The following is a 17,648-nucleotide window of genomic DNA, read 5'->3' as shown; positions in this document are numbered from 1 at the left end:
GGGGCGGGTAACCGCCCTTTTTTATTCCCCAGACACGAGATACCCATGGCTAACCAAGACATCAGCTTCATCCCCGACCCGGACGCCGAGTCGATCTCTTCCGACGTCGCCGGTTTCGGCGGCATCCTGGTTTCGACCCAGATCCCCACGCGTGCCGACGGCAGCCTGGAACTGGGCGATATCACCGCCCAGAGCGAATGTACCCTGCAAGCGCTGAAAGTCGCTCTGGAGCGCGCTGGCAGTTCCATGGACCGGGTGTTGCACCTGACCATCTACCTCACCGACATGGCCGAGCGGGCGGCGTTCAACGAGGTCTACCAGCGCTTCTTCGCCAAGCCCTGGCCGGTGCGTGCCGCAGTGGGCGTGGCGTCGCTGGCGGTGGAAGGCATGCGTGTGGAAGTGACTGCGATGGCGGCCAAGGCCTGAGTTGTTGCGGTGGCTGGGCTGGCCTCATCGCAACGCCGAACCTGTGGGAGCGGCGGTGCGACGCCTCGACTTGACCCGCGATCGGGCGCACCACCGGGCAGGCTACGGGTGCCGATCGGGCGTTTCGCCGCTACAATGCGCGCCTCGACCGTGACAGCCTGACTAAAAAAACATGTCCCTGCCCAAGCATCACCTGGAATTGCTCAGCCCCGCCCGCGATGTCGCCATCGCCCGCGAGGCCATTCTGCATGGCGCCGACGCTGTGTACCTCGGCGGCCCGAGCTTCGGTGCGCGCCACAATGCCTGCAACGAAGTCAGCGATATCGCCCAGTTGGTGGAGTTCGCCCATCGCTACCACGCGCGGGTGTTCACCACCATCAACACCATTCTCCACGACAACGAGCTGGAGCCGGCGCGCAAGCTGATCCACGAACTGTACGATGCCGGCGTCGACGCGCTGATCGTCCAGGACCTGGGGGTGATGGAGCTGGACATCCCGCCGATCGAGCTGCACGCCAGTACCCAGACCGACATCCGCACCCTGGCCCGGGCCAAGTTCCTCGACCAGGCCGGCTTCTCCCAGCTGGTGCTGGCCCGCGAGCTGAACCTGCAGGAAATCCGCGCCATCGCCGACGAGACCGACGCGGCGATCGAGTTCTTCATCCACGGTGCGCTGTGCGTGGCCTTCTCCGGCCAGTGCAACATCTCCCACGCCCAGACCGGGCGCAGCGCCAACCGTGGCGACTGCTCCCAGGCCTGCCGCCTGCCGTACACCCTCAAGGACGAAAAGGGCGGGGTGATCGCCTACGAGAAGCACCTGCTGTCGATGAAGGACAACAACCAGAGCGCCAACATCCGCGCCCTGGTCGAGGCCGGCGTGCGCTCGTTCAAGATCGAAGGGCGCTACAAGGACATGGGCTATGTGAAGAACATCACCGCCTACTACCGCCAGCGCCTGGACGCCGTGCTCGAAGACCGCCCGGACCTGACCCGCGCCTCCAGCGGCCGTACCGCGCACTTCTTCCTGCCCGACCCGGACAAAACCTTCCACCGCGGCAGCACCGACTACTTCGTCAGCGAGCGCAAGATCGACATCGGCGCCTTCGACTCGCCGACCTTCACCGGCCTGCCGGTGGGTGTGGTCGAGAAAGTCGGCAAGCGCGACCTGCAGGTGGTCACCCACGAGCCGCTGTCCAACGGCGACGGCCTCAACGTGCTGGTCAAGCGCGAAGTGGTGGGCTTTCGCGCCAACATCGCCGAGCCGAAAGGCGAGTTCGATGAAGACGGCGAAAAACGCTACCGCTACCGCGTCGAGCCCAACGAGATGCCCAAGGGCATGCACCAGCTGCGGCCCAACCACCCGCTGAGCCGCAACCTCGACCACAACTGGCAGCAGGCATTGCAAAAGACCTCGGCCGAGCGCCGTATCGGCCTGGCCTGGGTGGCCAAGCTTGACGAACAGCGCCTGGCCCTGACCGCCACCAGCGAGGAGGGCATCAGTGCCAGCGTCGCCCTGGACGGCCCGTTCGGCCTGGCCAACAAGCCGGAGCAGGCGCTGGAGCAACTGCGCGACCTGCTCGGCCAGCTGGGCACCACCGAGTACCACGCCACCGACGTTCAGCTCGATGCGCCGCAGGCGTACTTTATCCCCAACTCGCAGCTCAAGGCCCTGCGCCGCGAGGTCATCGAAGCGCTGACCGCCGCGCGCATCCAGGCCCACCCGCGCGGTGGCCGCAAGGCCGAGACCAACCCGCCGCCGGTGTACCCGGAGTCGCACCTGTCGTTTTTGGCCAACGTCTACAACCAGAAGGCCCGCGACTTCTATCACCGTCACGGGGTCAAGCTGATCGACGCCGCCTACGAGGCCCACGAAGAGGCGGGCGAAGTGCCGGTGATGATCACCAAGCACTGCCTGCGTTTCTCCTTCAACCTGTGCCCCAAGCAGGCCAAGGGCGTGACCGGCGTGCGCACCAAGGTGGCGCCGATGCAGCTGATTCACGGTGATGAAGTACTGACCCTGAAGTTCGACTGCAAGCCGTGCGAGATGCACGTCATCGGCAAGATGAAAGGCCACATCCTTGGCCTGCCGCAACCGGGCAGCGTGCAGCAGGTGGTCGGGCATATCAGCCCTGAAGACCTGCTCAAGACCATCCCGCGCGCGCCGCATTGAGTGAAACACCGCGGCCAGCACCTTCAGGGTGCTGGCCGCAATGGACTCTGGCCCCAGCTGTGCGGGGCCGACAGCCAGGAAGGTAACGTGAACCTACAACTGCAAATCCAGCATATTTTCAGCGGCCTGGCCTTTGCCCGGCCGCTTTTCTATAACTACCCGCAAGGCCTGCGCTTCGAGCTGGCCGAAGGCGGCAGCGACATCGAACGCTTCCTGCTGGCAGTCAGCAAGGCCACCGCGGTGTGCCGCGACCTGTTTGCCGGTGAGCAAGCGATGGTGGTGTGCCTGCGCGTGCACTCCAACGGTAACGGTTTTGCCCACCGCGACGTGTTGCGCGACTTGCGTGCCGCCGGTATTCGCGTCCCCGCCCGGCGCTCACTGTGGAGCCAGCGGCTGGACCCGGACGACTGGTTCGAAGAGCACCAGCCCGAGTACTGGCTGCACCTCGCCTTTGAGGCGCCACTGTCGTTGCTGCAACCGGTGCTCTGGTGCGCATTGGCCGATAATCCGGGGACCATACGCCCGAGCCCTTGCTGCGGTGTCTACCTGTTCAACCTCAACCAGCGGTTGATGGCCTTGCCCTATGACGATCGGGGTATGGATGTGGTGGGCCCCAACCACGACGTGCTCGCGCTGTTGTACCGCCAGCACCAGCCGTGGCTGCTGGACTACGATCGCGAGCGCATGGACGCAAGCTTCGCCACCGTCCTGCATTGACTCACTGCAGCGACTCGATTTTCCAGCGCCAGCTGCCCAGCGGGTTGTCTTCGCGGGTGCGGACGAACACGCCGTAGTCGACCAGGTAGCTGTAGCCTTCGCGCCAACGGTTGCCGCGAGGGCTCTGCCAGGTGCAGGTCAACGGCTTGGCGCTGCCTTGCAGGGCCGGGTGCAGGGCGCTGGCCGCTTGCGCCTTGCCGACCTGGCAATGGGTGGTGCGGGTAATGCTCGCAGTTTGCCCGGCGTGGCTGCTGGTGTAGCTCAGCTGCGCATGGGCGGGCAGGGTTTGCCAGTCGCCGCTGAATGACAGCGCGGTCAAGCTGTCGCTGGCGTCCTGCTCCTGCCCGGTCATGATGTCGATGCCGCGTGCGGCCAGATCGAACAGGCCGCGAAAGCTCAGTTGCAGCTGCTGCGCTATCGTCGGGTCCACAGCCTGTAGCAACACTTGGCCGGAGCGGCTGTCGGTGCTGAGGAATACCTGGCGCGGCCTGTTGACGGCATTGTCGCCGTCGTTGAGGTTGGCGTCGTAGCGATAATCCAGCCGGTGCAGGCTCAGGCGTGGTGTCGGCAGGTCGAGGGCGGCGATGGCGGCAAGCACTTCAGGCCTGGCCCTGGGTGGCAAAAACGGCGGCGGCAACGGTGTACGGGCTTTGAGCGGGGCAAGCTTGGCAAGCTCGGCCGGCGCTTGGCAGGCGGCGTCGAACAACTGCTGATAGTACAAAGGGGCCTGCCGGTAGAACGCGCTGAAGGGCTGCCACTGAAGCCTGGTGCGGTCTACGCGATTGTCGTTGTCGAGGAACACCTGGCTTTGCCGGCTGATGAGTTGGCGCTGGCAATAGAACGCCAGGCGCTCGCGGCTGTGCAGGGCCATCACCGCGTGGCCGTATTGCATCGGATAGCGGTGGCGCTGGATGCCGGTCCAGGCGTAGGTAATGTCGCCCTCATGCTGCAGGCTGTTACGGTCGATCAGCAGCCAGTCCTGATCCTCGTCCAGGTTCAGCACGCGCCAGTCGGGGGCCGGACCCTGGTACTCGGGCAACTGACCGGCACCTGGCGGATCGGCTTGAAAGTGGCTGCAAGCGGCCAGGGTGAGCACAGCCAGGCTCGCAGCAAGCGGCTTGAGGGCAAAACGGGCGAGGGCATCCATGCGCATAGGCTCTTGGGGCAAAGCGCGCAGTGTAGCGAATGCCTGCGCCAAGCTGTATGCCTGGCGCTAGCCCCGGGTACGCCAGATCTGCGGCCAATGGGCAGTATCGACGCTGTCGCACCAGCTCATGCGGCTGAATGCCTTGAGCTGCATCACCGCGCCGTCATAGCGCCAGGTTGCATTGGCGCCGCAGTAGCGCCCGCCCGGCTGCAACTGGTTGAGCTCGCCGCGGGCCGGGTCGAACTTGAAAAAGCCATACATCTCGCCGCCCAGCACATCATGCCTGGGGACCTCGATGTGCAGCGAGGTGGGTTGATAGGGCGCGCTGCGCAAGGCGCGGTAATAGCTGTACATGCAGCCCTGGCTCCCACAGCCGTAGCGCAGGCCTACCAGCACATGGGTCGCGTCCAGCGGCGAGACCTCGGCTTCGGCTTGCCAGTTGTCGTACTCGGGTTCGCTCCATTCATGGCGGGTGATGGCAATGACGGCGTCGGCGATGGCCTTCTGCTCGGCATCGCTCACCCCTGGCGCCGGAGTGAAGGGGGCGAGGGTGGGCGTCGGCGGTGCTGGCGGCAGCTGGCTGTCGGGGCGTGTGCCGGGGTTTACAAAGGCGCTGGGGTGATCGATGCGTCCTTGCACCGAGTCGATGAACAGCAAGGAGGCACTCAGGCCCTGCAGCGATACCGGGTGCTGGCCGTTGCTGGTGTCCAGGGTCAGGGTCTGGCCGTTGCGCAGTTGGCGCAACAAGCGCAACGCGACGTCACCTTTGGCGTGATAACGCATCTGCCCCTGCGAGCCTGGCCGAAACCCCGCTGGCAGCGGGCCGCCGTCGAGCAGCAGCCGGGCGCCGAGCTCGACTCTGGCGTCGCTGAACAGGGTCAGGGTGGTAGTCCCCTGGGCCCCGGCTTCGCGCACCAGCTCAAGGCCCACGCCTTGATCGACGCTGCTCGACACGGCGGTACAGCGCAGGGTGTTGTCGCAGCCCACGACCCATTGCTTGAACTGCTTGAGCACCGGCTCCGGTTCCGGCGCAGCCAGGGCCAGGGCCGGCAGGAGCATCAAGCACAGCCAGTTCCATCTTGGGTCAACCATGGTGTTTCAATCCTGCAGGGTAAGCGAACGTCCGTCCTGGCCGGGCATCATCGCAGAAGCCGGGCCAACTTCAAGCCGTTGCCGATCAGAACTCCAAGGCTGCTGTGCTATCCAACGGGTATGACACGGGAGGTAACTGCAATGACCAGCAACGAGCGCGAGGCGCCCGCCAACGAGACGGACAAGCCTGCTGAAGATGAAGACCTTGCCAACCGGCCGATCACTCCGGCCAATCACCGTACTCAGGCTGAGGCCGCTGAAGAACTTAGCCGCAAGATTGCCGAGATTGAACGCAAGGTCGCTGATGGCAATTAACTATCATCTCTATATATAGAACGAAGGGCCATGACGGCCCTTCGCTTACTTACAACTCATCTATCCGCTGAGTTTACTTGCACAGGGTGTAACTGCCCTGGTGCGCACCGCCTCTGTACAAGTCAAAGCGGTAGCCGGCACCCGCGCCGAAGTTATAAGAGCCACCGGTCAGTGTCCAGGAGCCGGCGCTGACGGAAAACCCGCCGCTTACCTGGTCCACTTCCTGATCGTCGAGCACCCGCAGGGCAGAGGGTTGCGCGCTGGTCATGTCGATGTTTTGTGCATGGGTCATGTTATCTATACCTCGTTTGCTACAGTGGGTTCGTCCTAGGTTGATCCCCCCAGGAGAGGGCCTGGGCGCAAGGTGTTGCACTATAAAAGTGTGAGATCGATCACAGTTCCAATAACAGTGGCAGGCTGTTTCGATCCCCGGCCAAGTTAGTAATGCCAGCGCTTTAAGTGCAATAGTACAAGTGTGCTAGTGCCTGTCGATTAACTCGCCGTTATGCTGCAACGGGCTCAGGCGATCAGTCTGTTCATGTTATTAACGTTATCCGCCGGGTCATGGATTGGCATGTTATTCAGGAGCGAAGCCGTGCACGCACGGCGTGACAAGGAGTTGGGCAGCGTACTGCTGGTGTCGCCCGTGCCCCTGCGCTGGGCGGCGCTGGCTGCGCTGCTGTTCAGCCTGGTGTTGATCGTGTTCCTGACCTGCGCCACCTACACCCGCCGCGCCACCGTGAGCGGCGTACTGGTGCCCGAGGGCGGGCTGATCAAGGTGTTTGCGCCACAGGCAGGGGTGGTGCAAGGCCTGGCTGCGGTCGAAGGTCAGAGCGTTGAGGCCGGGTCGACACTGATGGCCCTGGGCAGTGACCTGTATGCCGAGGCCGGTGGCGCGCACGTGGCTATCAGCCGCTTGATCAAACGACGTAACGACAGCCTTACTGAGGAGATTGCCAGCACCCGTGCGCTGCACCTGAAGGAGCTTGAGGGCAAGCGCCGGCGCCTGGCGGTGCTGGAAAGCGAGCAGCAGAAAATCCTCACGCAGATGGACATCAGCCGCCAGCGCCTGGGGTTGGCCCAAGGCATTGCCGCGCGTTATGCCGACCTGCAGCGCCAGGACTACGTGTCGCGCGACCAGTTGCAGGAAAAGCAGGACGCCGTGCTCGAAGTGCGCCTGCGCAGCGAAGAACTGAGCCGTTCGTTGCTGTCGCTGCGCAACGATATCGCCACCTTGCGCGCCGAGCTTGCCGAGTTGCCGTTCAACCAGGGCAAGCAACTGGCCGAGCTTGAGCGGCGCTTGTCGCAAAGCCAGGGCAACCTGCTGGAAAGCGAAGTCAAACGCCAGGTGGTGATTACCGCCCCGGCCAGTGGCGAGGTGACGGCGGTGGGCGTGGTCAACGGCACCCGCGCCGACAGTAACCGGCCGCTGTTGAGCATCGTGCCCAGCGATGCCCAGCTGTACGCCGAACTCTATGTGCCCAGCCGTTCGGCCGGTTTTGTGCGCAGCGGCGATGCCGTGCTGTTGCGCTACCAGGCTTATCCCTACCAGCACTTCGGCCTGGCACGCGGCACGGTAGCGTCGGTGTCGCGCAGCGCGCTGCCAGCCGACGAAATCATGAGCGTGGGCGGCGTCTCCGAGCAGCAGCGCGAGCAAGGCCCGATGTACCGGGTCAGGGTCACCCTTGAACAACAAGCCATGCGCGGACGCGGGCTGAACGAGCGCTTGCGTTCGGGCATGCAACTGGACGCCGACATCCTGCAGGAGAACATGCCCCTCTACGAGTGGCTGCTCGAACCCCTGCGCGGCATAGGGAAACGCCTTTGAACATTCGCCAACCGCTGGCTTTCGGCATCGGCCGCAAGCTGCCCATGGTGCTCCAGGCCGAAGCCGCCGAGTGCGGCCAGGCCTGCCTGGCGATGATCGCCGGCTTTCACGGCCAGCGTCATGACCTGTTCTCGCTGCGCCAGAAGCTGTCGCCGTCGATGAAGGGCGCGACCCTCAAGCAACTGATGGCCATGGCCAGCCAGTTGGGCCTGGCCAGCCGGCCATTGCGCCTGGAACTGCAAGCACTCGGGCAACTGCGCTTGCCCTGTGTGCTGCACTGGAATTTCAACCATTTCGTGGTGCTCAAGGAGGTCGGGCCGCGCGGGGTGACCCTGCACGATCCGGGGCGCGGGGTGTGCAAGCTGTCGTTCGAAGAAGTCTCGGCAGCCTTCACCGGCGTGGCCCTGGAGCTGTGGCCACAGAGCGATTTCCAGCAGGGCGCGGCCAATCCGCCGCTGCGCCTGCGCCAGTTGCTGGGCCGGGTACAGGGCTTTGGCGGGGTGCTCAGCCATGTGCTGTTGCTGGCGGCGGCGCTGGAGCTGTGCATGGTGCTCAGCCCGTTTTTTTTGCAAACGGTGATCGACAAGGTGCTGGTCAGCGCCGATCTCGACCTGCTGGCGGTGCTGGCCATCGGTTTCGGTCTGCTGCTGGTGATGCAGCAAACCCTGGCGCTGGGGCGCTCCTGGGCGTTGATGTACCTGGGCACCCTGCTCAGCGCGCAATGGCAGATTAACGTCTTCAGCCATCTTGTGCGTTTGCCGGTGGCGTTTTTCGAGCGCCGCCACCTGGGCGATATCGTCTCGCGTTTTGGCTCGTTGAAGTCGATCCAGCACACCCTGACCACCTCGTTTGTCGAAGCCTTGCTCGATGGCCTGATGACCCTGGTAACCCTGGGCCTGATGTTCGCTTACAGCCCGCCGCTGGCACTGATCGCGCTGCTGGCCATGGTCATCTATGCCCTGGCCCGCTGGGCCTGGTTCGGCCCGCTGCGCCGCGCCAGCGAAGAGGAGCTGGTGCATGCCGCCCGCCAGCAGAGTTACTTTCTGGAAAGCGTGCGCGGGGTGCGCACCATCAAGTTGTTCGGCCATCAGGAGCAACGCGCCAGCGCCTGGGGCAGCCTGCTGGTCGAAGAAATCAACGCCGGCTTGCGGCCGCAAAAGCTCGCGCTGGCTTACCGCGCCTTCAATGGCCTGCTGTTCGGTCTGGTGACCGTGCTGGTGATCTGGCTCGGTGCCAGGCTGGTGCTTGATGGCCAGTTCAGCGCCGGCATGCTGATTGCCTTTAACGCCTACAAGGAGCAGTTCAACAGCCGTGTAGCCGGGCTGATCGACAAGCTGGTCGATGTGCTGATGCTGCGCCTGCATGGCGAGCGCCTGGCCGATATCCTGCTGCAGGTGCCCGAACCCAGAGCGCCTGAGAAACCTGACGACAACGACGCCGTCGACAGCGTGCCGAGCCTGGAAGTGCGCCAGCTCAAGTTTCGCTATTGCGAGCACGAGCCCTATGTGCTCGATGAAGTGTCGGTGCGCATCGAAGCCGGCGATTCGCTGGCGATCGTCGGCCCCTCGGGAGGCGGCAAGAGCACCTTGCTCAATGTCATGCTCGGCATTCTCAGCCCCAGCAGCGGCAGCGTGTTGCTCGACGGTGTGGCCATCGACAGCCACAACCTGGAGCGGTTGCGGCGGATCAGCGCCACGGTGCTGCAGGATGATGTGCTGTTCGCCGGCTCGATTGCCGACAACATCAGTTTTTTCAGCGCCGAGGCCAACCCGCGCTGGGTCGAGCAGTGCGCGCGCATGGCGGCGGTGCATGACGACATCGCGCAAATGCCCATGGCCTACAACACCCTGGTGGGCGACATGGGCACGGTGCTGTCGGGTGGGCAGAAGCAACGCATCCTGCTGGCCCGGGCGCTGTACCGGCGGCCCAAGCTGCTGTTTCTCGACGAAGCCACCAGCCACCTCGACATCGACCGCGAGGCGGCGGTCAACCACGCGCTGCAGGCGCTGAACATCACCCGCATCATTGTTGCCCATCGCCCCGATACCATTCGCTCGGCGCGCCGGGTGCTGGCGCTGGACAACGGCCGGGTGGTGTATGACGGGCCGCTGATTGAGGCCGATGAGCAAGCGCCAGCCGAGCCAGATGAACGTGCCTGTGGTACGGCGTCTTCGTCATGAACCGTCACCTGACCAGGCTGTGTCTGGCTGCCTTGCTGCTGGCCTGGACGGTGCTACCGGGCATGGCCGCCGAAGCCCTCGATGCCTGCCCAGGCAGGTTAAGCCCTGCACAGCCACTGGTGTTGTCCAGTGCCGTGGCCATCGCCCTGTGCGCCGATCCGCAAGTGCGCGAAGCCTGGCTGTCACAACTGAGCAGCCAGGCCAGCCTGGATGCCGAGTACTCGGCCTACTGGCCGACTGTGCAAGCCCAGGCCAGCAGCGGGCGGGCGAGCCGCAAGACGCGCTTTGACAACTTTCCCGAGGCTGACTCGACCCTCAACACCCGCACCAACAGCTATGGCCTGAACCTCAACTGGGTGCTCTATGATTTTGGCCTGCGCGCGGCGAAAGTCGAGGGCGCCCGCCAGCTGTTGAACGCGGCCAGCAGCAGTCGGGTGGAGAAAATCCAGGCCACGGTGCTCGCCACCAGCAAGGCCTTCTACCAGGTCCAGGCCAACGCCGCCTTGCTCGCGGCCAAGCGCAGCGCCGAGTCCCTGGCGGCCAGCAGCCTCAAGGCGGCCACCGCCAAGTACCAGGCCGGGGCCGGCGAGCAGAGCGACCGTCTGCAGGCCCAGACGACTCACGACCAGGCGCAGCTTGAACGGGTGCTGGCTGAAGGTGACTACGCGACGGCCCAGGGCGCCCTGGCCAGTGCCCTCGGGCTGTCACCCTCGGCGCCGCTGACACTCACCGCCTTGAACGAGCCGGCGGGGCAGGAGGATGAGTTCATGGCCAGTGTCGATGCCTTGATGGAGCAAGCCCGGGCCCGGCACCCGGCCATCGAAAAGGCCCGCGCCGATTGGTTCGCCACCCGCGCCAGGGCGGATGAAGCGCGTGCCGAGGGGCGGCCCAAGGTGTCGCTGTTCAGCAGCTACCAGCAAGAAGACACGCCGATCGACCAGGTGTCGACACGCCAGCAGATCGAGACCTGGAGCGTGGGCGTGCAGATTACCGTGCCGATCTTCGACGGCTTCCTCAGCCGTCGGCGTGCCCGCGCCGCCGATTATGAAGCCGGCGCCCGCGAGCAGGCCCTGGAGCAGGCCGAACGCAGCGTGGCCCTCAACGTCTGGAAAAGCCGCCAGGCCCTGGATGCGCGCACCCGCGCCCTGGCCATCAGCCGCAGCTTCGTCGCCAGCGCCGGGCAATCCCATCAAGTGGCATTGGGGCGCTACAAGGCTGGGGTGGGCAGCATCATCGAACTGCTCAGGGCGCAGAACGAGCTGGCGCTTGCCGAGCAGCGGCGCGTGGAATCGCTGGTCAACTGGTACACCGCCAGGTTGCAACTGGCGGCGGACCTGGGGCAGTTGAATGGTGCGTTGTGAGTGTGTTCGCGGTCTTTCTGACTAGACTCTACCTGCCATTCACCAACCGTGGAGAACCAGGATGAGCCCTAAAAATACCATCTGCCTCTGGTACGACGGCACCGCGCTGGAGGCTGCGACCTTTTATGCCAAGACCTTCCCCGACAGCAAGGTCGGTGCCGTGCACCGGGCGCCGGGCGACTTTCCCTCGGGTAAAGAGGGCGATGTGCTGACCGTCGAGTTTACCGTGCTGGGCATCCCCTGCGTGGGGCTTAACGGCGGGCCGATGTTCACCCACAGCGAGGCGTTTTCGTTTCAGGTGGCGACCGAGGATCAGGCCGAAACCGATCGCCTGTGGGACGCCATTGTCGGCAATGGCGGCCAGGAAAGCGCCTGTGGCTGGTGCAAGGACAAGTGGGGGCTGTCGTGGCAGATTTCGCCGCGGGTGCTGGTCGAGGCAATTACCAGCACTGACCGTGCCGCCGCCAAGCGCGCCTTCGATGCGATGATGGGCATGCGCAAGATTGATATCGCGGCGATTGCGGCGGCGGTCAGGGGTTGAATTGCCGGAGCTGGCTTGCCAGCTCCCGCACAGATCCTGTTGCAGCAACAGCGTTGCCCTCAGAACCCCAGGGTCGCTGACACCAGGTAGGTGCGCGGGGTCGACAACGTCAGCCCGGCCTCGCTGTCATCCGAGGCGCCCGCCGAAGCCCAGTAGTGCTCATCCAGCACATTCTCGACACTGGCGCGCAGGGTGATGGCCTTGTCATCTACCTTGAAGGCATAGCGCGCCCCCAGGTCGTAACGCTCCCAGCCGTCGATCTGCTTGCTGTTGGCCTGGTCCAGGTACTGCGAGCTTGAGTGGATGCCCCGGGCCGTCAGGGTCAGGCCGGCGAGGGCAGGCACGTCATACTCGGCGCTCAGGCTGAGGTTGTACTCCGGCGTTGCCGGGGCGCGGTTACCGTCGAAGCTGGCGCCGACGGTGTCGGTCAGTTCGCTGTCGATGTACATCACCCCACCGAGCAGGCGAAAGCCCTTGAGCGGCTCGCCGAACACATTGAGTTCAATGCCCTTGTTCTCACGCTTGCCATTGGGTCCGAACACCCGGGTAGTGGCGTTGGTCTCGTAGGCCGGCTGCTTGATGCGAAAGGCGCTGGCGGTCAGGGCGAAGTTGCCCAGGTCGTACTTGGCGCCGACTTCTACCTGGCGGCTAATGAACGGCGCGAAGATCTGGTCTTCGTTGATCGAGGTCGACGGGGCGATCTTGCCCTGGCTCAGGCCTTCCATGTAGTTGGCATACAGCGACAGCTGGTCGCTGAGCTTGAACAGGATGCCGCCCGAGGGCGAGAGCTTCTCTTCGTCGTAGGCGGTATCGCCCTTGATGCCATCGCTCCAGTCATCGACCTGGACCCGCTGCCAGCGCGCACCCAGGGTCAGCAACAGGCGCTGGTCAAAAAAGCCCAGGGTGTCGGACAACGCCACGCCGCTGAAGCGGTTCTCGGTGTAGACCTTGAGGTCCGAGCGCAGCCGGGTGCCGGGCGTCGGGGTCGGGCGCGGGTTGTAGAGGTTGCTGGGGCCGGCGGCATAGCGCCCGCCGCCGTTCTCGAAGTCCATGTAGAAGTAGTTGGCCGCCAGGTTGAACTCGTGGCTCACCGGGCCGGTTGCGAACCAGCTGCGCAGGCCGGCGGTGGCGGTGCGCACGTTCTCGTCGCGGGTGAAGTCGCGCGGCTGGACGCTGAAGTCGCCGGCATCGTTGGACACCGGTACGTTGTGGCGGAGGAAGTCGTGGTTGCTCTTGCGCGCGCCGACGGCGCCGTAGGCCATCAGCGCGTCGTTGATGTCGTATTCGGCGTTGACTGTGCCGAAGGTGTCGTTGGTGCGCGCCTTGCTCCAGGCCTGGGCGTAGTTGCGGCGCACGTCGCCGGCGTCCGGTACTTTGGCGTTGGCGCCAACGATGACTCGCTCCTGGGGCGCATCGGTGTTGCGCTTGGTATGGCCGACATCGCTCGACAGGCGCAGGCGCTCGCCGCGAAAGTCCAGGCCGAGCACGGCCATTTCGCGGTCGACGCTCTGCTGGTCCCACTCGGTGTCGCCGGCTTGCCTGACGCCATTCAAGCGCAGGCCGAACTTGCCGTCCTCGCCAAAGCGCCGGCCGATGTCGACCGCACCGCCCACCTGGCTGTCGGACGCGTAGTTGCCGGTGAACTCGGTGATCGGCGTGTCGCTGGCGCGCTTGGGCACCACGTTGATGCCACCGCCGACGCTGCCGCGCGGCGAGATGCCGTTGATCAGCTGGCTGGGGCCCTTGATGATGTCGACGCGGTCGGCCATTTCCATGTCGATGGAGTAAGTCGGCAGGATGCCGTACAGGCCGTTGTAGGCAACATCGCTATTGAACAGGCTGAAGCCGCGAATGGTGAATTGCTCGAAGCGCCCGCCGGCGGGGTTGGTGGCGCGCACCGACGGGTCGCTGGCGATCAGGTCGCCAAGGGTGCGCGCCTGCTGGCCCTTGATCGCCTCGCTGGTATAGGTGGTCATGCTGAACGGCGTTTCCATGAAGTCCCGCGAGCCCAGCAGGCCTTGCGAGCCCCGGCGCGCAACCTGGCCGCCAGCATAGCGCTGGCCATCATCGTCGCCGCCGCTGTGGGCGCCGAGGATGCTGGTCGGGGCGATCTCCACGGCGTCGCCGCTTTGCGGTGTAGGCACCAGGGTGTAGGCGCCCGCTGTCACCGGCTGCAGTTGCAGGCCCGAGCCCTGCAGCAGCCGGGCAAAGCCTTCATCGACGCTGAAGCTGCCGCTCAGGCCGGCACTGCGCCGACCATTGACTAGGCCCGGGTCGACCGACAGGCTGACCCCGGCCTGGGCGGCAAAGCGGGTCAGCGCGGTGCCCAGTTCGCCCGCCGGTACCTGGTAGCTGCGGCTGGCTCCGTCGGCCAGCGCCGCTGGCGGCGCCAATGACGCCAGGCCCAGCACCAGGCACAGGGTTGGGGACGAAAACGAAGACGCCAGGCGCGTTCGATGGCGTGTCAGTACGGGCATTGTTGCGCTCTCTTTTCGATTCACATGCCCTTGATGACAAGCGAGCGAACAAAAGGGGACAGCGGTATGCGCAAATAATGCCACGCCTGGCCACGGCAGGCCTGCTCGCGCTTCAGGCCGGTGCGTACGGGGCGTAGTCCAGGTAGCCCTTGGCGCCGCCGCCGTAGTAGGTGTCGCGGTCCGGGGTGGTCAACGGCCAGCCGTTTTTCAGCCGGGCGACCAGATCGGGGTTGGCGATGAACGGCTGGCCAAAACCTGCCAGGTCGATCAGGCCGGCGTCAACCAGGTCCTGGGCACGCTCCAGGGTCATGTCGCCGGCCAGGATCAACGCGGTCTGGCGCAGTTGCGCCTTGCAGTCGGCCAGCAGCGCGCGCAGGGCCTGTTCCTGGGCCACGGCGCCTGCGCTGGCGAGGAAGAAGTGGGTCTGGTCCATCACATGCACATAGGCGATACCGCGCGCGCCCATGCCGGCGCAGAGGGCCGAGTAGGTCTCGTCGATTTGCGCGTAGATCGGCATGTCGAACAGCTGGCCGTAAGGCGAGATACGGATGCCGACCTTGTCGGCGCCGATGCGGTTGACCACAGCATCGACCACTTCAAAGACAAAGCGCAGGCGGTTTTCCAGGGTGTCGGCGGCGTAACGGTCGCTGCGGTCGTTGACCAGCGGGTTGAGGAACTGCTCGATCAGGTAGCCGTTGGCGCCGTGGATTTCGACGCCGTCAAAGCCTGCGGCAATGGCGTTGGCCGCGGCCTGGGCGAAGTCTTCGACGACCCGGCCGACTTCTTCGGTGTTCAGCGGGCGCGGCGTCGAGGTCGGGACAAAACCCGGCTCGCCGCTGTCGGTGTAGCCGAAGGCAATCGCGCCCTGGGCGACCTTGCCGGTGGCGCTGACCGGGGCCAGGCCATCGCGCTGGATCGAGGTGTGCGAGACCCGGCCGACATGCCACAGTTGGGCGAAGATCTTGCCGCCGACGCTGTGCACCGAGTCGGTCACCAGCTTCCAGCCGTGGATCTGCTGCTCGCTGAAGATGCCCGGGTTGAACAGATAGCCCTGGCCTTCGCGGGAGATCGGCGTGCCTTCGGAAACGATCAGGCCGGCGGTGCCGCGCTGGGTGTAATGCAGGGCGATCTGTTCGGTGGCGATGTCTTGCGGGGCGCGTGAACGGGTCATCGGCGCCATGACGAAACGGTTGCTCAGCTGCAGTGGGCCGAGGTCATAGGGGGCAAACAGGTCTTTCATGCGTGGGGCCTCTGGGTGGAATGGCGCCATGCTAGGGGCTTGCGAAAACAGCCACAATCAAGGCTAAAGGCAAAACACTATTGCTGTAACAGCAATATGAGCACCTATACTGGACGGATTTCTCGTTCAGGAGCCGCCCATGCACCTCAAGGCCCACCGCTTCTTCGCCATGGTCGCGGTGACCGGTAGTTTCTCTGCCACCGCCCGGCATTTTCAGGTGCCGGCCTCGTCGGTGTCGCGTTTTATCGCGGCGCTGGAGCGCGAGGTCGGGCAGCAGTTGCTGTACCGCAACACCCGCGCGGTGAAGCTGACCGAAGCCGGTGAGCGCTATTACCTGCAGATTCGCGAAGTGCTGGAGCTGCTGGATGCTGCCGACGAGTCGATCAGCGGCAAGCCCGGCGACATTCGCGGCCTGGTGCGGATCAACGCGCCGGTGGCTTTTGCCCATCTGCATCTCGTGCGCCTGCTCAATGGCTTGCATGAGCAATACCCGGAACTGACCGTGGAGCTGACCGCCACCGATGCCTACATCGACCCGGTGCAGGAGGGCGCCGACATCACCTTTCGCGTCGGCCATCTGCAGGATTCGGGGCTGATCGGCCGGCAGATCTGCACCCAGCGTTATGTCCTGTGTGCCAGCCCCAGCTACCTTGAAAAACATGGCCAGCCGGGCTGCGCGCAGGACCTGCGCCAGCATAGCTGCCTGGTCTACAAAGGCACCGGCGGTGCGCAGCGCTGGTACTTGCGCCGACCGGGCAGCGACAGCGTCGAGGTGGTCGAGGTGCACGGGCCGCTGCGCAGCAACAATGCCCAGGTGCTGGTGGAAGCGGCCCTGGCCGGGCGCGGCATCGTGTTTTTTCCGACCTGGCTGTTCAGCAAACACAGCTTTACCAGCAAGGCCCTGGTGCAACTGCTGCCCGACTGGCAAGGCGCCGTGGAGGCGACGCCGAGCCAGATCCACTTGTTGTCAGCGCAAAACCGCCTGCGCTCGCAGAAGGTGCGGCGGGTGTGGGACTACTTTCTCGACGCCATCGGCACGCCGCCGTACTGGGACGACCTCGGCGCCTGAGTCAGCCCTTGGCCCGCCAGGTCACCGGCCAGTACTCCTCGTTGATGCTGTCGCAGCGCCACATGGTCCGCCGGTCCTTGAGCTGCATGGCCGCACCGTCGTATTGCCAGGTCGAGCTATCACCGCAGTCCTTGCCCATCTCGCGGAAAATCTTCAACTGGCCGCTGACCGGGTTGAAGTTGATCTGCCCATACAGGTCAGGGGAGAAGTGAGCCTCGGGCGCCGCCTTGAGTTCCAGCGGTGTCGCCTGGTACGGCGCGGTGCGCGAGACACGATAGAGGCTGTGGTTGCAGCCGTCCTCGGCGCAGCCGTAACGCAGGCGCACCAGGGCGTGGGCCGGGTCCAGGGGGTAGACCTCGGCCTGGGCCTGCCAGTTCTGATGGGGCGCGGCGCTCAGTTCGTCCTTGGTCAGGGCAATCAGGTAGTCGCCGATGGCCTGTTGCTCGGCGTCGCTCAAGGCCGGGGCCAGGGTAAAGCGCGGCAGTTTGGGAATCGCCGGGGCCGGCGGCACGCGGCTGTCCGCCTGGTAGCCCGGGCGCACGAAGGCGCTGGGGTGGCCGATGCGCCCTTGCACCGAATCCATCAGCAACAGGGCGGCGCTCAAGCCCTGCAGCGATACCCGGCGCTCGCCAAAGTTGCTGTTGGAGCTCAGGGTGTCGCTGTTGCGCAGCTCGCGCAGTTTTTCGACGGCGGCATCGCCCTCAAGGTAATAGTACTCACGGTCGTTGGAGCCGTACTGCCAGGGCTCGGTGGGGCGGCCGTCGAGGTGAAACTCATAGCGCAGGCCGACGTCATCGTAGCCGATCACACTGACCCGGGTGCTGCCCTTGGCCCCGGCTTCGCGAGCGATGTACAGGCCCATCCCGGGGTTGTCGGTGCTGCCCGACACCGCGGTGCAGCGACGGGTGTTGTCGCAGGCCAGCCGCCAGTCCTGGAATACCCGGGTCAGTGGCACCGGCTCCGGGGTGGCGGCCTGGGTCAGGGCGGGTAACAGGCCAAGGGCCAGCCAGGTCCATCTTGCTGAAAACATCGTGGTCGATCCTGCGGTGTTGATGAAGGGCGGCATGATCGCATCTTGGTGGTAG

At 65.0% G+C, this 17,648-nt stretch carries 15 protein-coding genes; 9 read left to right on the top strand and 6 right to left on the bottom strand.

The features are described 5' to 3' along the window. Positions 1 to 45: 45 nt before the first annotated feature. From JYG36_RS16550 to JYG36_RS16540, 3 genes are all read left to right on the top strand, one after another. The gene (locus JYG36_RS16550; protein ID WP_123567614.1) at positions 46 to 426 is read left to right on the top strand and encodes a RidA family protein; all 381 of its coding nucleotides are present in this window, start codon (positions 46 to 48) and stop codon (positions 424 to 426) included. Positions 427 to 598: 172 nt separating this feature from the next. After that, positions 599 to 2,596 carry a peptidase U32 family protein gene (locus JYG36_RS16545; protein WP_213601661.1) on the top strand — a complete coding sequence of 666 codons (1,998 nt, stop codon included), beginning with the start codon at positions 599 to 601 and terminating at the stop codon, positions 2,594 to 2,596. Positions 2,597 to 2,683: 87 nt separating this feature from the next. Further along, positions 2,684 to 3,313, top strand: a complete 630-nt coding sequence (locus tag JYG36_RS16540) for a DUF3885 domain-containing protein (protein WP_213601658.1) — start codon at positions 2,684 to 2,686, stop codon at positions 3,311 to 3,313. A gap of 1 nt (position 3,314) precedes the next feature. Here the strand turns inward: JYG36_RS16540 and JYG36_RS16535 are convergent, their stop codons facing one another. Both JYG36_RS16535 and JYG36_RS16530 read right to left on the bottom strand, forming a co-directional pair. Beyond that, positions 3,315 to 4,460: a hypothetical protein gene (locus JYG36_RS16535; protein WP_213601656.1), complete on the bottom strand. Its 1,146-nt coding sequence runs from the start codon at positions 4,458 to 4,460 to the stop codon at positions 3,315 to 3,317. Between the two features lie 66 nt (positions 4,461 to 4,526). Then, entirely contained in the window at positions 4,527 to 5,552 is a 1,026-nt protein-coding gene (locus JYG36_RS16530; protein ID WP_213601654.1) for a DUF1176 domain-containing protein, read from the bottom strand. Between the two features lie 141 nt (positions 5,553 to 5,693). Between JYG36_RS16530 and JYG36_RS16525 the strand changes: the two genes are divergently transcribed. Continuing rightward, on the top strand, positions 5,694 to 5,867 hold the full coding sequence (locus JYG36_RS16525) for a hypothetical protein (protein ID WP_176794272.1): 174 nt from the start codon (positions 5,694 to 5,696) through the stop codon (positions 5,865 to 5,867). 73 nt (positions 5,868 to 5,940) lie between these two features. On the opposite strand, the gene JYG36_RS16520 is transcribed toward JYG36_RS16525, so the two are convergent. After that, on the bottom strand, positions 5,941 to 6,159 hold the full coding sequence (locus JYG36_RS16520) for a hypothetical protein (RefSeq protein WP_093384216.1): 219 nt from the start codon (positions 6,157 to 6,159) through the stop codon (positions 5,941 to 5,943). Positions 6,160 to 6,441: 282 nt separating this feature from the next. On the opposite strand from JYG36_RS16520, the gene JYG36_RS16515 reads away from it, so the two are divergent. The 4 genes from JYG36_RS16515 to JYG36_RS16500 all read left to right on the top strand — a co-directional run bounded on the left by JYG36_RS16515 (position 6,442) and on the right by JYG36_RS16500 (position 11,777). Next, on the top strand, positions 6,442 to 7,695 hold the full coding sequence (locus JYG36_RS16515; RefSeq protein WP_213601652.1) for an HlyD family secretion protein: 1,254 nt from the start codon (positions 6,442 to 6,444) through the stop codon (positions 7,693 to 7,695). A 44-nt stretch (positions 7,696 to 7,739) separates the two neighbouring features. Continuing rightward, positions 7,740 to 9,875, top strand: coding sequence for a peptidase domain-containing ABC transporter (locus JYG36_RS16510; RefSeq protein ID WP_502937519.1), 2,136 nt, complete (start codon positions 7,740 to 7,742; stop codon positions 9,873 to 9,875). Then, entirely contained in the window at positions 9,872 to 11,236 is a 1,365-nt protein-coding gene (locus JYG36_RS16505; RefSeq protein ID WP_213601648.1) for a TolC family protein, read from the top strand. Before JYG36_RS16510 ends, JYG36_RS16505 begins: the two co-directional genes overlap by 4 nt. Positions 11,237 to 11,297: 61 nt before the next feature. Next, a complete protein-coding gene (locus tag JYG36_RS16500; RefSeq protein WP_093384203.1) occupies positions 11,298 to 11,777 on the top strand; it encodes a VOC family protein in 480 nt (159 codons plus the stop codon). A 59-nt stretch (positions 11,778 to 11,836) separates the two neighbouring features. Here the strand turns inward: JYG36_RS16500 and JYG36_RS16495 are convergent, their stop codons facing one another. Then, positions 11,837 to 14,254: a TonB-dependent receptor gene (locus JYG36_RS16495; RefSeq protein ID WP_213601646.1), complete on the bottom strand. Its 2,418-nt coding sequence runs from the start codon at positions 14,252 to 14,254 to the stop codon at positions 11,837 to 11,839. A gap of 112 nt (positions 14,255 to 14,366) precedes the next feature. Next, positions 14,367 to 15,494 (bottom strand): alkene reductase, encoded by a 1,128-nt coding sequence (locus JYG36_RS16490; RefSeq protein ID WP_213601644.1) that lies wholly within the window; start codon positions 15,492 to 15,494, stop codon positions 14,367 to 14,369. A 139-nt stretch (positions 15,495 to 15,633) separates the two neighbouring features. On the opposite strand from JYG36_RS16490, the gene JYG36_RS16485 reads away from it, so the two are divergent. After that, positions 15,634 to 16,563 carry a LysR family transcriptional regulator gene (locus tag JYG36_RS16485; protein ID WP_045201313.1) on the top strand — a complete coding sequence of 310 codons (930 nt, stop codon included), beginning with the start codon at positions 15,634 to 15,636 and terminating at the stop codon, positions 16,561 to 16,563. Between the two features lies 1 nt (position 16,564). On the opposite strand, the gene JYG36_RS16480 is transcribed toward JYG36_RS16485, so the two are convergent. Beyond that, positions 16,565 to 17,593: a DUF1176 domain-containing protein gene (locus tag JYG36_RS16480; RefSeq protein WP_213601642.1), complete on the bottom strand. Its 1,029-nt coding sequence runs from the start codon at positions 17,591 to 17,593 to the stop codon at positions 16,565 to 16,567. Positions 17,594 to 17,648 lie beyond the last annotated feature (55 nt).

This window comes from Pseudomonas sp. SORT22 (genome assembly GCF_018417635.1).
Taxonomy (GTDB): domain Bacteria; phylum Pseudomonadota; class Gammaproteobacteria; order Pseudomonadales; family Pseudomonadaceae; genus Aquipseudomonas.
The sequence above is the reverse complement of the archived record's forward strand: the minus strand, read 5'-3'. Positions and strand labels throughout refer to the sequence as shown.